Source organism: Sphingobacterium sp. UBA6645, assembly GCF_002455685.1.
GTDB classification, from domain to species: domain Bacteria; phylum Bacteroidota; class Bacteroidia; order Sphingobacteriales; family Sphingobacteriaceae; genus Sphingobacterium; species Sphingobacterium hotanense.
In genome coordinates this window covers 58549-73118 of record NZ_DKLH01000051.1, presented here as the reverse complement: position 1 = coordinate 73118, position 14570 = coordinate 58549, and the positions used below count along the sequence as shown (strand labels likewise).

Sequence of the window (14570 nt, the reverse complement as noted above, 5' to 3'; positions counted from 1 at the left end):
AACTACCCAATTTCTACACAGTTTCTTACTCTAATTCTGATGAGATATATCCCTAAATCAGTCAGTATTGTCGATATGTATATTGTTGAATTTTGCTGAAAACGCTTAAGCGATATCAATATTTGGTTTTAAGGGCTGTCGTCCTAAGCAGGGGCCTAAGTTAGGCTACTCCCCTTTCAAACCCAATGCTAACCCAATACAAACCCCTATCAAAACCCTTTCGGATTGGGATTGATAGGGGTTAGTAATGGGTTTGATTAAACTTTAACTTTACCTAGGTCCATTAAAATAGCGACAGGGACGTAAGTTTCTTGATGACCATTGAAACATACAGGTCAATAAAAAAGGCTGCCCTCAAAATGAGAACAGCCTTTTTGTTTATTTTTGATTGTTTAATCTTCGATATTCTCGCCGATATAGTCGCCTTCATTTCCAAGTCGGTCGATTGGTTTCACGGCAATGGCATTCAACTTTTGTCCATCCTTAGTTTTCGGGAAACTAATTTCTGTTTGCGGCGCATCTAATATTTCTACGCTCCAAGTGTTACCATAACGTGCATACGCCACCCACTTAAATACTTGCTCAGGCTGCTTGTGTAACCATTTTGCAAAAACGCTGCTTGGCTGTTTAGTCAACATCAAAGTAGGCTTTAAAATAGGGTTTGCAGACAACCATGGCGATGCGGGTACTAAAGCGCGTTGGCTATAAGGACCTTCATGCAATGCTTTAAGCATGGAAGGATTTTTTGTCAATCCTGCAATGCTCCAGTGCACCGCTCCAACCGAGTTAGGAACTACTTGACGCGTTACTTCAATTTGTCTTTTGATCTCTTCTACGCGGTTTGGCGCTCTTACTTCTACTGTATTTAACCCTGGCCATAAGTGTCTGTTATGGGTGTTTTCAGACTGCCACCATTTCAAAAGGCTTGTAAAACTTTGTCTTGGAGGGTCAATCGGCCAATAAAGCTGAGGCGTAAAATAATCGATCCAGCCCTCATTTAACCATAGTTTCGCATCGGCATAGAGCTCGTCGTATTGTGAAGAACCTGTCACACCTGCCGGGTAGCCGGGTTTCCAAATTCCAAACGGACTCAGACCGAACTTCACATGCGGTTTTTCAGCTTTGATTTCGGTATAGACGCGTTTAATAAACTTGTTTACGTTATCTCTTCGGAAATCAGGACGGCTTAATTTACCTCCCGATTTTCTATAAGCATTCCATGTTGCGTCATCCGGGAAGTCAGCGCCTCCGTTATAAGTTGCATATGGATAGAAATAATCATCAAAGTGTACACCGTCGATATCATAGCGTTTTACGATATCATGTACAACCGCAGCAGCATGGTCTTGCGTTTTTTGGCTGGATGGATCAAACCAGTACATACCGTTTCTAAGGCGCACCACATGATCTGCCGCTTTCCTTACCATGGACTCGCTGGTTACTGAACCACCGTTTGAATGGTGAGCACGATAAGGATTTAGCCAAACATGTAGTTCCAATCCTCTTTTATGTGCTTCTTCAACCCAAAATTCCAAAGGATCGTAGTATGGTGAAGGCGCTTTACCGATTTGTCCGGTCAAAAAGTACGACCAGGGTTCATACGGTGAATTATATAGTGCATCTGCGGAAGGGCGAACCTGAAAGATAACTGCATTGAAGTTATTTTCCTTCAGCATATCCAATAGACGGATTGCCTCTGCTTTTTGTTGATCTGTTGACAGGTTGTTTTTACTTGGCCAATTGATATTAGCTACCGTTGCGATCCAAGCGGCACGGAATTCACGTGGAACCTGTGGCAATTTTGCTGTAAAGGCTGGTTTCACCTTTTCTTTCTTCTCTACTTTCGCCGCTTGATGCACAGGTTTTGTTTCTGTAGGCTTATCCGCATCTTTGGTTTCAGGCTGCTGATTGGCTACCTGTGATTCCTTTGCTATTTCCGTTGTATTCTGTTTAGCGGCTTTGCTCTGCTTGTTCTTCGAACCGCAGGAAACTCCCGTAAACAATACCGCAGATAATGCGCAAAGACTAATAAATCTTCTCATCATATACACTTTCTTAACTTACAAAACTACATCTTTTTGCACGTTTATATCAAATTGTAACTTATAAGTTATATGTTAAATAATTCTTTTCCCCTCAAAAACAACTTGTTGCACGCGATATTCCGAATCAAAAACAAGGATATTCGCCAAACTGTGGGTTCTCAAATTCCCGATATCGTCACGCGCAATTTGGCGCGCCGGATAAAGTGTTGCCATGCGGAGAGCTTCCGAAAGGTCGATGCCGACATGCTGCACACAGTTCTTTACCGCCTGTAATAAAGACAATGCGGAACCTGAAAGTGTTCCGTCCGGCATGACGTAATGATCGCCGTTTAGCACATGTTGATAGACTCCTTTATTGCATGCCGCTACGGCGTCAGTAATTAAAAATAGACGCTCCCCCATCAATTCTTTGCTGAGCCGAACGGCTTCATAATCCACATGTATGCCATCGACGATGATGGAAGCCGCTACGGAAGCATGCGAGAATGCGGCACCAGGAATTCCTACTTCGCGATGATGAAACGGCGACATGGCATTCCACAAATGGGTCACCATTCCAATACCTTTATTAAAGGCAGAGGTCGCTTGTGGATAGGTAGCGGTGCTATGTCCAAGTGTTAAGCGGACTCCTTGCTCCTGAAGGTAATCTATGCATTCCTGATCCATTAATTCCGCCGCAATGGTCATAACTTTGACCACATCTTGACCCTGTAATAAATCTTCTAATATAGGTTTTGTTGCTTTGATAATCAGTTCTTCCGGATGCGCTCCACGTTTAGCAGGATTTAAAAAGGGCCCTTCCAAATGCAAGCCTAAGGCTACTTTGGATTGCGCTTGGCGAAACACATCGATGGCGGTTTTAAATACTGCTAATGTGTTAGTCGCTAGTGTTGGCATATAGGATGTACAGCCCTGTTTCAGTAAGTTCTGATCTATTTTCGAAAGCGACTCTACGGTCAGTTCGGCAGAAAACAGGTCATTGCCTGTACCATAAATCTGTAGGTCGATAAGACCGGGACAAATGTTGCCCCCTTGGACGTCGACTATTTCAAATTCATTGGGAATTTCGTCAGACGGTACAATTGCTAGGATCCGATCTCTACTGATGAGTACGGCGTGGTTATCTAAGACCTGATATTCCGTAAAGATACGGCCATTACATAGGGCTAGGTTTTGATTCATCCTGCAATATAGGCAGTTTTCATTTTTTTCTAAAAAATCGACCGTCTAATTGTATCTTAGTCCTTGTTAGTATATAACAGAAAAGAATAAATCGATACGATTATGTCACAAAAAGAAATCTTAAATACCGACAAAGCCCCTGCAGCTATCGGTCCATACAATCAAGCGATTAAAGCAGACAAGACTTTATATGTTTCAGGTCAAATTCCTTTGATTCCGGAAACGATGGAATTGATCAGCACAGGCGTTGCTGATGAGGCACATCAGGTTTTGAAGAACGTTGGTGCTATCTTAAAAAATGCAGGTTATGATTTTAATGATGTGGTAAAGACCAGCATATTCTTGAGCAGCATGGACTACTTTGCTACAGTAAACGAAGTGTATGCAGAATACTTCAAAGAAAATCAACCCGCTAGAGAATGCGTCGCTGTGAAAACCCTCCCTAAAGAAGTGAATGTGGAGATTTCCGTAATCGCGTGGAAGGCATAAGTGCAAACAATCCCTTTATTTTATAATGGGTGTCACTTTTTAGAACAATAAAAAGCTGGATGTTTGTATTAAGCAAACACAACGCTTACTATTCAAATTTTGGACACTTTTTTTATACTATAAAAGTCTGCATGTAGCCCTACAGCGCAGCATAATTGTTGAAACACAACCTAAAAAAAGCTAGACAACCTGAACAATGTTTAGCTTTTTTGCTTTTTAGATATGAGATGTTAGACATTAGATAGATTTTGTTTTGAACCAAGAAAGGAAGGATTTTAGGATTGGCAGGATCCTGTTGAAAGAAAAAAGAGGTGTTTCTGAACTAGGAAAGGAAGGATGCAAGGATGATCAGGATCCTGCACATCTTTACATCCTTCCTTTCCTGGTTCAAGACAAATTTCCCTTTCTAAAAAAAGGTTCAAAACAAAATCAATCAATCGAAACGTCTAATGTCTGAAATCTTATGTCTAATATCTACTTCACCGGAAATAGGAAAGTTTTCTTGAGATAAAGGTTTTTCACTAATTTAGTGGGATTCCAAGATGGCAGAATTATCGTTAATCACCCCTATTGAATATTTGAAAGGCGTTGGTCCGCAGAAGGCTGATGTGCTAAAGAAAGAGTTGCAGATATTTACTATTGGCGATCTGCTTGAATGCTACCCTTTTCGCTATATCGACAAGACTAAATTTCATAAAATCCGTGAATTGCATCCTGATATGGTTGGTGCACAGGTGTTGGGGCGCTTGGTTTCTTTGCAGGAGGTTGGCGAAAAAAAAGGGAAGCGCCTTGTTGCTCAGTTTAGAGATGATACAGGCGTAATGGAGCTGGTTTGGTTTCAGAGTCTTTCCTGGTTGAAGAAAAGTCTGAGCGTTGGGGCGCCTTATGTTATGTATGGTAAACCCACAGAGTTCAATGGCGTGCTGTCGGTTACCCATCCGGAGATGGAGCTGTATCAGCAGAAAGAGAAGCGCATCGGTAATATGAGCATGCAGCCCGTTTATTCTTCGACCGAAAAACTAAAGAAATTCAACTTGGATAGCAAAGGGATACAGAAATTGCAAGAAACCGCTTTAGCTACTGTTTTCAGAACCCTAGTCGATCCTTTGCCGGCATACATTATAGAACAGCATCAATTGATGCCCTATGCGCAGGCCCTACTATCCATTCATTTCCCACAGAATGAACAGTTGATGGCTGCTGCCATCCGGCGGTTAAAGTTTGAAGAGCTTTTCGTCATTCAACTGCGCTTGCTTCGAAACAAACAATTGAATACGCAGAAATACCGGGGGCATCGTTTCACAGCGGTTGGCGAGAAATTCAACAGCTTCTTTAACGAGCGACTTCCTTTCCCGTTAACCAATGCGCAAAAGCGTGTGATCAAGGAGATACGTGTTGATACGAATACAGGCGCACAGATGAATAGATTGGTGCAGGGGGATGTGGGTTCCGGAAAGACGGTAGTTGCGTTGATGAGCATGCTGTTGGCTATAGACAATGGCTTCCAGGCCTGTATGATGGCACCGACAGAAATATTGGCTACACAGCATTATAATGGGCTTAAAGAACTTCTGGGCGATAATATCTGTAATATCAAATTGCTTACCGGCTCGACTCCGACCAAGGCCCGGAGAGTCATACACCAAGAGCTGGAGGATGGCACGTTGGATATTCTGATCGGTACGCATGCACTAATCGAGGATAAGGTCAAGTTTAAGAATATAGGTTTTGTGGTTATCGATGAACAGCATCGCTTCGGTGTAGAACAGCGCGCCAAGCTATGGCGCAAAAATACTATCCCTCCGCATATGCTGGTGATGACAGCGACGCCTATACCGCGCACTTTGGCCATGACGATGTATGGGGACTTGGATATTTCGGTTATTGATGAGTTGCCAGCAGGCAGAAAGCCGATTAAGACAGTACACTTCTTTGAAAATAAAAGACTGCGCGTATTTGGATTCATGCGCGAAGAGATAGCCAAAGGACGACAGATCTATATTGTTTACCCATTGATCAAGGAGTCGGAGAAGATGGATCTGCTGTATTTGGAGGCTGGATTGGAGGGCTTACTGCGGGAGTTTCCGATGCCTCAATACCAGATCAGCATTGTTCATGGAAAGATGAGCGTGAAGGACAAGGACTTTGAGATGCAGCGCTTTGTAAAGCATCAGACGCAGATTATGGTCGCGACGACGGTAATCGAGGTCGGTGTCAATGTGCCGAATGCGTCGGTAATGGTCATTGAAAATTCCGAGCGGTTCGGGCTTTCGCAATTGCACCAGTTGCGTGGTCGCGTAGGTCGTGGTGCGGAACAATCGTACTGTATCCTGATGTCGAGCAATAAGTTGAGCAAAGAAGGGAGAACACGATTGGAAACGATGGTGCGTACGAACGATGGCTTTGAGATTGCGGAGGTCGATTTGCAGCTCCGCGGGCCAGGCGACATCTCCGGAACCCAGCAGTCTGGCGTATTGGAAATGAAGATCGCTGATTTAGCGAAAGACCAGGCTATCCTTTCAGAGGCTAGAAATTCGGTGATACACATCTTCAAAGAAGACCCTAACCTCGCTGCCGAGAAGAACCATCCTTTGGTACAGATCTTAAACCAAAGAGGCTCGGCGATTTCTTGGGACAAAATATCTTAAAAACCTTACCTTTGTATCCTTGTTCTATACTTAGTAACAAGGGAATGCGTGGAAACACTCCTATGCAATAAACATTAATTATAATACATGGCGAGAATAAAAATATATGATACAGCAGTAAAGCCTGAAACGGCGGTATTGGTCAGTGTGATCACTCCGGATGTTTCAGATCAAACTGCAAAGGAATACTTAGAGGAATTGGAGTTTTTAGTAACAACTGCCGGCGGGATCACCAAAGGCATATTTACGCAGAAGCTTCACTACCCGGACCGCGCAACGTTCGTTGGCAGCGGAAAGTTGGAAGAGATTAAAGAGTTTATCAAAGCAGAAGAAATCGATATGGTTGTTTTTGATGATGAGCTATCGCCTTCACAACTAAGAAACATTGAAAAATACTTTGAGATCAAAGTACTGGATCGCTCTAACTTGATTTTAGACATCTTCGCGAAGCATGCAAAAACAGCGCAGGCGAAGACGCAGGTAGAGCTGGCGCAGTTGCAATATTTATTACCACGATTGACCCGTATGTGGACTCACTTGGAGCGTCAGCGTGGTGGTATTGGTATGCGTGGTCCAGGTGAGAGTCAGATTGAGAGTGATAGACGGATGATCTTGAATAAGATATCCCTATTAAAGGAGCGCTTGCGCAATATCGATAAGCAAAACGAAACGCAGCGCAAGAACCGTGGCGAGATGATCCGTGTGGCTTTGGTCGGTTATACCAACGTCGGTAAGTCGACGATCATGAATATGATCTCGAAGTCGGACGTGTTGATCGAGAATAAGTTGTTTGCGACTTTGGATACGACGGTGAGAAAGGTGGTGATCGACAATTTGCCGTTCTTGCTTTCAGATACAGTTGGTTTCATCCGTAAGTTGCCTCACCATTTAGTGGAGTGTTTTAAATCGACTTTGGACGAGGTTCGCGAAGCGGATGTATTGATCCATGTGGTGGATATATCACACCCTTATTTTGAAGATCATATCCACGCGGTAAACGAGACCTTAAAGGATATCGGCGCTGTGGATAAACCGATTATTACGGTATTTAACAAAATCGACGCATACAAGCCGCCGGTGGAAGTTGATGAAGAGGGTGAAGAGATCAAAGTGACGTTAGATGATTTCAGAAATTCATGGATGGCAAAAAATTCGGATCCGGCGATATTTATCTCGGCAACCGATAAGATTAACGTAGAAGAATTTAAAGAGAAGTTATATGAGATAATCGTTAAGATGCATAACGCACGATATCCGTATAACAATCTATTATATTAATCGAATCAGGAGTTCGAAGAGAATAGCATGCAGAATAAAAAAGTGCAGTTTATTGACTGGGGCTTGGTAGATTATCAGGAAGCGTGGGACAGACAGGAGGAGATCTTCGCCAAGACACTAGCAATAAAACACGATAACAGAGTCAACAATACGACATTGGAGACTCCGAATTACCTCATCTTCACCGAGCACCCCCATGTGTATACATTGGGGAAAAGTGGGCACATGGAGTACCTATTGCTGGATGAAGAAGGGCTTAAAGAGAAAAACGCAACTTTCTATAAGATCAATAGAGGTGGCGATATTACCTATCACGGGCCGGGTCAAATTGTGGGATATCCGATCCTGGATCTGGATAACTTCTTTACGGATATACATTTGTATTTAAGGACTTTGGAAGAGGCGATCATCATGACGCTTGCGGAATATGGTATCGAAGCAGGAAGATACCCTGGATATACCGGGGTTTGGCTAGATCCGGATAATGAGAAGGCGAGAAAAATTTGTGCCATGGGTGTGAGAGCGTCTAGATGGGTGACGATGCACGGATTTGCGTTTAATGTGAATGCCGATTTAAATTATTTTGGAAATATCGTTCCCTGCGGAATTGATGATAAGGATGTAACCTCGATGGAACGCGAGCTGGGCAGAAAGCTGGATATGGAGGAGGTGAAAGGGAAGCTGAAAGGGAATCTGGGAAGGCTTTTTGAGATGGAGATAGGGAAAGGATGATAAAATAAAGAATCCCCAAGCAGATTGCTTGGGGATTTTTGTTTTGCTATTTTATTGCCTCAGAGGTCTTCTATTTTATCAATTTCGATAAAGCAGCGTCAAGGGCTTCGCCTCGCAGATCCTTAGCGATAATCATACCGTTAGGATCGATCAATATGTTTGAAGGCACTGAACGTATAGAGTATATTTCAGCTGCAGCATTCAACCATCCTTTCAAATCTGAAACGTGTATCCAAGTCAATTTATCTGCAATTATTGCTTTCTCCCAACTTTCCTTTTTATTGTCAAGCGACACACCTAATATTTCTAGGTTTCTCGATTTATACTTATTGTAAGCTGCAACGAGATTGGGGTTCTCCTGACGGCAAGGCACGCACCATGAAGCCCAGAAATCAACCAATAGATATTTCCCTTTAAAGTCCGCTAAACTAACGGGCTTACCGTTAAGATCAGGCTGCGTAAAATCTACTGCTTTCGCCCCAACTACCAGCTCCATCCCTTTCAATAAACTTGCTAAGCGTTTTGCCTTATTTGTTGCTTTTAAATCTGCGGATAACCCTGCTAACAATGGCTTAATCATCGCTACGTCAGGCTTACCCCCCGCTAGAGACTCTAGGAATAAAACGCTTAGCTGATTATTGGGATTATTCTTGATGAACTGAATTTTTGTATTGATACTGCCTTCTTGCGGAGTACCATATTTTGTGAGTAATTCCATTTGTTTTTCACGCGCCTCGGCCATTAAAGAATCTGCTATTGCTTTTTCCGCTAAATAAGCGCTTGAGCTGAAGACCGCCTTGCTATCTTCCATGTCCTTCAGGTATTGCATGTAAGTTCGTGTTTGCTCGCCTCCATCGATTACCTTTGGTTTTGAAGAAAAATCAACAACAGTCTTCCCCGGTGAGCAAGATTCAAGAGCTAGAAATGGAACAGTAATTATCAATAATATTGTTGAAGTGAATACTGGTAGCTTAAGAAATAATGTAATAAGAAGTTATATTGTTACCTCACCCCCTAATCTCAATTCTCTCACTCGTCACGATCCTTTGCATCTCCTCCGTCTCCTCCACAATAACAAGACGCTCCACATGCACCTCCGCAGTACTGATTTCAAACATTGCCGTATGCTCATATCGATTAGCAATAGACAACCTGATATCCCCACAATGCGGTTCAAACGTCTCCTGAACGAGCTCTATCCTGTTATTTTCTCCGGACAGGTGGCCGAGAATTAAATGCTTTAAGCGTGAACTTCTGTTTTCGAGAAAAGCTTGCAAAGAGGCGGCATTCGAAATATGCCCCCAACCACTTCTGATCCTATTTTTGAGGTAATAGGAATAACGCCCTTTATCCAACATCTCTTCATCATAATTAGACTCTAAGAACAGGACATCGGCATGTTTTATCGCCGTTTTCACATTATCACAAACGCGACCCAAATCCGTCAGCACAGCAATATTCAACTTGCCATCCGAAATCATAAAGCTACAAGGTTCTTTAGCATCATGGTATTTGGGAATACCATAAATAGTCAAAGGACCAATCTGCACCACTTCTTGCGGCAGAATGATTCGAACAAGATGATCGGGAAGGTTTAAACGAGAACCCGCTAATGTGCCGGCGGTAATATAGACCGGAATTTGATAGCGCTTAGCAAAAACCGACAAGCCTTGAATATGATCCGAATGCTCGTGGGTGACGAATAGCGCTTTGATATGGCTCGGCATAATGCCTAAACTGCTCATGCGCAAATGTATATGCTTATTATTGATGCCCGCATCGACTAAGATAGCCGTATCGTCTTTGGCAACATAATAACAATTTCCATTACTCCCTGAAGCAAGCGCGCAATACCGAATCATGGTTACAAAGATATAAAATCCTTGAGCCCTAAGCCTAAAAAAATCAAATGATTGTTAACACTCTGGCAAACTCAACGGCACCTTGATTGCTAAACCGCCATCGGCCGTTTCCTTATACTTCACGTTCATGTCTTGGGCCGTTTCCCACATCGTGCTCACCACCGCATCCAAACTCACCTTCGCTTTATCCGGGTTCGATTGCAATGCCAGCTGCGCCGCAGTAATCGCCTTGATAGCACCCATGGTATTTCTCTCGATACATGGAATCTGCACCAATCCTCCAATCGGATCGCAAGTAAGCCCTAAGTGATGCTCCATAGCGATCTCCGCCGCCATTAAGGCCTGTCGCTGAGAACCACCCAAGCATTCCGTCAAGGCACCGGCTGCCATTGCCGATGACACACCGATTTCAGCCTGGCAACCACCCATCGCTGCCGATATCGTAGCACCCTTTTTAAATATAGAGCCAATCTCTGAAGCCGTAGCAATAAATTGGATGATCTTATCTTCGTTATAACAATCGTGGAACACGATATAGTATTGCAAAACTGCCGGAATTACACCCGCCGCACCATTCGTTGGTGCCGTAACAACGCGTCCAAATGAAGCATTCTCCTCATTCACCGCAAGAGCAAAACAGCTTACACAGTCTAAAATATAACCGAAATCACGACCGCCTTCGCGGATCGCCTGAACCCAAGTATCAAAGTCCGAATAACTACGACCCTTTAACATACGCTTGTTGAGTTTCGAAGCTCGTCGCTCTACATGCAAACCGCCCGGCAGCACTCCATCTGTGTGACATCCCTTATAGATACAATCGCGAATAGTTTCGAATATCTTCCAAACTCCGGCTCTAGTTTCCTGCTCCGGACGCCATGAAAGCTCATTCTCCAATACCAACTCCGATATTTTCAAACCGGTACGCATACAAGCGACCATCAGCTCCTGCGCGGTATCCACAGGGAAAGGCAAATCCACTTCAGATAAGACCCCTTCGGAATCGTTCTCCTGAACCACAAAACCACCCCCAATCGAGTAGTACGTTTCACTGATAGCTTTTCCGTCTTTCAAAAACGCTTGAAAAGTAACGGCATTCGGGTGGAAAGGTAAGCTCTGATCAAATAGAAACAATAGATTGTCTTCATAAGAAAAATCAATCTCTTGTTGGGCGCCCACATTCAATTTCTTACTGGCTTTAATACGGTCGACTTTTGGCACAACATCGTGCACATCAAAAGTCACCGGATCATCCCCAGAAAGTCCCAGTAACACCGCGATGTCCGTACCGTGCCCAACGCCTGTTTTTGCCAATGAGCCGTACAACAAAATGTTAAGCTGTTCGACGTCTTGCAATACAGACTGATCCTTAAGCACTTGCACAAACCGCTGTGCGGCACGCCAAGGTCCTAAGGTGTGGGAACTGGATGGTCCAATCCCGATTTTAAACATGTCAAAAATTGAAATTTGCTCCTTTGCCATATAATTGATCTATCCAAAGCAAAAATAACCTTTCTTTTTTCAATATAAAGACCCGCGAAAAATATATGAGTTTTTAAAAATTTCGAGGAATTCCAAGGAGCAATGGCAAAAAAAATCAACAATCCTTTGAAGGTTTATGTGAATACTATCCTTTCTCCAAGGATTCCGAATTATCTTCTTCTGGTATTAATCTGATTTAATACAGAAATAATTCTATTAACAACCCAATCATACCCAATTGGCATTGGGTATGATTGGGTTAAACATTGGGTTTGAAAGGGCTATGAAAGGGGATTGAGCGGTACATGTCTTATACTTACTACGAACTTAACCCCTGGAAAAGGCACAAAAAAAAGCACACCGTACGGTGTGCTTTATATACTAAAACACATTAATTTAAATGATTCTATATCCCTTCGCCAAATTTTAAATCCTTATTGATTGTAACAGGTAATTTTCCTGTTGCTTTTAATTGTTTTGTGAACAACTTGATAGCGGCTTTTTGCATAAAACCATCGTTTTGGTAGGTCAATACGACCGAGCTACTGCGCATGACATCAACAGAATTCAGCGCGTATGGGTTGGTGAACAATACCGAAATAGTACGGCGACCTGCTAGTTTATCAATAAACATCTTCACATCGTCGCTCAATTCCAATTCACTACGAGGTCTTGAACGATTATCGTGGATAGCAAGGATCACTTGTTTATGGTCGCGAGCAAGTTTCATTAAACTGTCTAATTGACCTTCATTTTCATTCCCCTTTACATAAATCTGCGTAAAGTCTGTCAATTGGCTAGACATCCCTTTTTCGAAATCCTGCGCTTTATCAATACCAATTGAGACAATTGCGGTTTTGCGTTTGTTATCGAAACGTCTTAATCCACGGTCGGACTTCACAACGGTTACAGCGGCATCCGCTAAGCGTTGAACCAATGTTTTTGAACTGGCATTGTTCAAATCATTGATCAGGTTATTGGTATTGACCTTTTGATATTTATTTAACCCTAGCCAAAGTTTCGCTGCTAATACTTTCTTAACGCGAGCATCTAAGTCTGCTTGGCTAATTCTTCCGCTCTTGATTGCCTTTTCAATTAGATCAATTGCGCGTGCGCTGTTTTCAGAAACTTCCAAAAGATCGTGTCCCGCAGCAATCGCCATCACATCAGCCTCTCCGTTCGGAAAGTGCTTCTTCACCCCTTTCATGTCCATCGCATCTGTAACGGTCAGCCCTTTAAAGCCTAACTCATTACGCAAAAGGTCTGTCACTACTTTTTTAGAAATAGAAGATGGGATATTCGGTGTAGCGTCTAACGCAGGGATATTCATATGTGCAACCATGACAGATGGAGCACCCGCTTGGATCAGTTCTTTGAACGGGAAGATTTCAAGCTCCATTAAGCGCTTTTTGTCAAACTTCAATTGCGGAAGATCATAATGTGAATCCACATCGGTATCACCATGACCAGGGAAATGCTTTAACGATGCTAAGATACCACCAGCAACCATACCATCCATATAAGCTTTCGCTTTTTGTGTCACATTGTTTTTATCATCCCCAAAAGAACGGAAATTGATTACCGGGTTTTTAGGATTGTTGTTGATATCAACGACAGGCGCAAAATTGAAGTGCATTCCAATGCGAAGGAAGTCTTTCGCAATCTGACGACCCATATCATAAATCAAACTATTGTTTTGGATCGCGCCCAATGTCATTTGATATGGATAAGAAATAGTCGAATCCGGCATACGCATCCCTAATCCCCACTCGCCATCAAAGGTAATCAACAAAGGCACTTTGCTCGCCTTCTGGTATTTGTTGAACATATTAGCATGTCGAACCGGCCCGCCTTGAAACACCACCAATCCACCTAATTGCTCTTTCTCGATTACTTTAGCAACCGAGTCAATATATTTCTCGCCCAAATTAGTGTGAGCACGGACTAAAAATAACTGTCCAATCTTTTGTTTCGGCGTCAAGGTGTTGAACACCGAGTCTACCCATGCATGTTTTTGATTGATGAAAGGGATAAAGTCAGGCTTTTTCTGAGCAAAAACTGCTGTCGTAAAAAGACAAGTCAATAATCCACAGCTTAATATACGTTTGATCATCATAAAAATAGTTTGCTACGAAATACGGTATTTTCCGCTAGAATATGAAATATTTATGCACATTCACATCGAAACATGCATAAACACGCATTTATTTCAACTGGTATTTCTCCTCAATAAGGGATGCCAGCTCGTTTGCATTCGCAATCTCACCGCATGCTTCTTTCTTCCAGAGCATGTCGATAATAAGTAAAAGAAGCTGGGTTTCCAACTCCGGATTGGCATATCCGAGTTCGTTGAACGCTTTAAGTACAATAGGTTGCACCGGCTTTATGAACAGCTCGTGTTGCGTTTTGGAGAATGAATGGTGGGAAAGTCTTTCCTGTAGTTTCCAGAATTGTGGGTCGTCAGCAACTAATTCAGACGGCAATTTAACCATGTTTCGTAGGAAATCCTTCGCAGACTTATAACTCATCATCCCTTTATGATGCATCAATACCTTCCGATATCCTGCTTTCACAATATGAGACAATAGGGCGTCTTTATTTCCGAAATGCTTAAAAATCAATGCTTCTGATACGCCAGCATTTGCTGCAATTTCTTTGGTGGAGGTATCCAAGTACCCCTTGTTTGCAAATAACTGCATAGCTGTCTGCAGAATTCTCTCTTTCCTACTTATTGTTGACTCTTTCATTTAGACTTCATGACAAATATACCCTTTTTCGTGCAGAGTGCGCAAATGTATCTTTTTTGTGATTGCATGTGCATTTCCAACAAAAACAGCTAATATTGACGCGTC

The 14570-nt window shown here is 42.8% G+C and carries 11 protein-coding genes; 4 read left to right on the top strand and 7 right to left on the bottom strand.

What is annotated here, in order from left to right:
* Positions 1 to 392: 392 nt before the first annotated feature.
* Both B2400_RS10030 and nagA read right to left on the bottom strand, forming a co-directional pair.
* Positions 393 to 2045 carry a glycoside hydrolase family 10 protein gene (locus B2400_RS10030; RefSeq protein ID WP_293933069.1) on the bottom strand — a complete coding sequence of 551 codons (1653 nt, stop codon included), beginning with the start codon at positions 2043 to 2045 and terminating at the stop codon, positions 393 to 395.
* A gap of 72 nt (positions 2046 to 2117) precedes the next feature.
* Positions 2118 to 3227 (bottom strand): N-acetylglucosamine-6-phosphate deacetylase, encoded by a 1110-nt coding sequence (nagA, locus tag B2400_RS10025; RefSeq protein ID WP_293933067.1) that lies wholly within the window; start codon positions 3225 to 3227, stop codon positions 2118 to 2120.
* A 102-nt stretch (positions 3228 to 3329) separates the two neighbouring features.
* On the opposite strand from nagA, the gene B2400_RS10020 reads away from it, so the two are divergent.
* The 4 genes from B2400_RS10020 to lipB all read left to right on the top strand — a co-directional run bounded on the left by B2400_RS10020 (position 3330) and on the right by lipB (position 8374).
* On the top strand, positions 3330 to 3716 hold the full coding sequence (locus B2400_RS10020; RefSeq protein ID WP_149527299.1) for a RidA family protein: 387 nt from the start codon (positions 3330 to 3332) through the stop codon (positions 3714 to 3716).
* A gap of 542 nt (positions 3717 to 4258) precedes the next feature.
* Positions 4259 to 6364 carry an ATP-dependent DNA helicase RecG gene (recG, locus tag B2400_RS10015; RefSeq protein WP_293933065.1) on the top strand — a complete coding sequence of 702 codons (2106 nt, stop codon included), beginning with the start codon at positions 4259 to 4261 and terminating at the stop codon, positions 6362 to 6364.
* An 87-nt stretch (positions 6365 to 6451) separates the two neighbouring features.
* Positions 6452 to 7642: a GTPase HflX gene (gene hflX / locus B2400_RS10010; protein ID WP_149527301.1), complete on the top strand. Its 1191-nt coding sequence runs from the start codon at positions 6452 to 6454 to the stop codon at positions 7640 to 7642.
* 27 nt (positions 7643 to 7669) lie between these two features.
* Positions 7670 to 8374 carry a lipoyl(octanoyl) transferase LipB gene (lipB, locus tag B2400_RS10005; RefSeq protein ID WP_293933063.1) on the top strand — a complete coding sequence of 235 codons (705 nt, stop codon included), beginning with the start codon at positions 7670 to 7672 and terminating at the stop codon, positions 8372 to 8374.
* 70 nt (positions 8375 to 8444) lie between these two features.
* On the opposite strand, the gene B2400_RS10000 is transcribed toward lipB, so the two are convergent.
* The 5 genes from B2400_RS10000 to B2400_RS09980 form a co-directional block, all read right to left on the bottom strand.
* A complete protein-coding gene (locus B2400_RS10000) occupies positions 8445 to 9203 on the bottom strand; it encodes a peroxiredoxin family protein (RefSeq protein ID WP_293933061.1) in 759 nt (252 codons plus the stop codon).
* Between the two features lie 178 nt (positions 9204 to 9381).
* Entirely contained in the window at positions 9382 to 10236 is an 855-nt protein-coding gene (locus B2400_RS09995; RefSeq protein ID WP_293933059.1) for an MBL fold metallo-hydrolase, read from the bottom strand.
* A 54-nt stretch (positions 10237 to 10290) separates the two neighbouring features.
* Complete coding sequence (locus B2400_RS09990) at positions 10291 to 11718, bottom strand: L-serine ammonia-lyase (RefSeq protein WP_149527310.1); 1428 nt, start codon at positions 11716 to 11718, stop codon at positions 10291 to 10293.
* 406 nt (positions 11719 to 12124) lie between these two features.
* On the bottom strand, positions 12125 to 13831 hold the full coding sequence (locus B2400_RS09985) for a glycoside hydrolase family 3 protein (RefSeq protein ID WP_286651167.1): 1707 nt from the start codon (positions 13829 to 13831) through the stop codon (positions 12125 to 12127).
* A 91-nt stretch (positions 13832 to 13922) separates the two neighbouring features.
* Positions 13923 to 14465, bottom strand: coding sequence for a TetR/AcrR family transcriptional regulator (locus B2400_RS09980; protein ID WP_286651138.1), 543 nt, complete (start codon positions 14463 to 14465; stop codon positions 13923 to 13925).
* Positions 14466 to 14570: the final 105 nt, after the last annotated feature.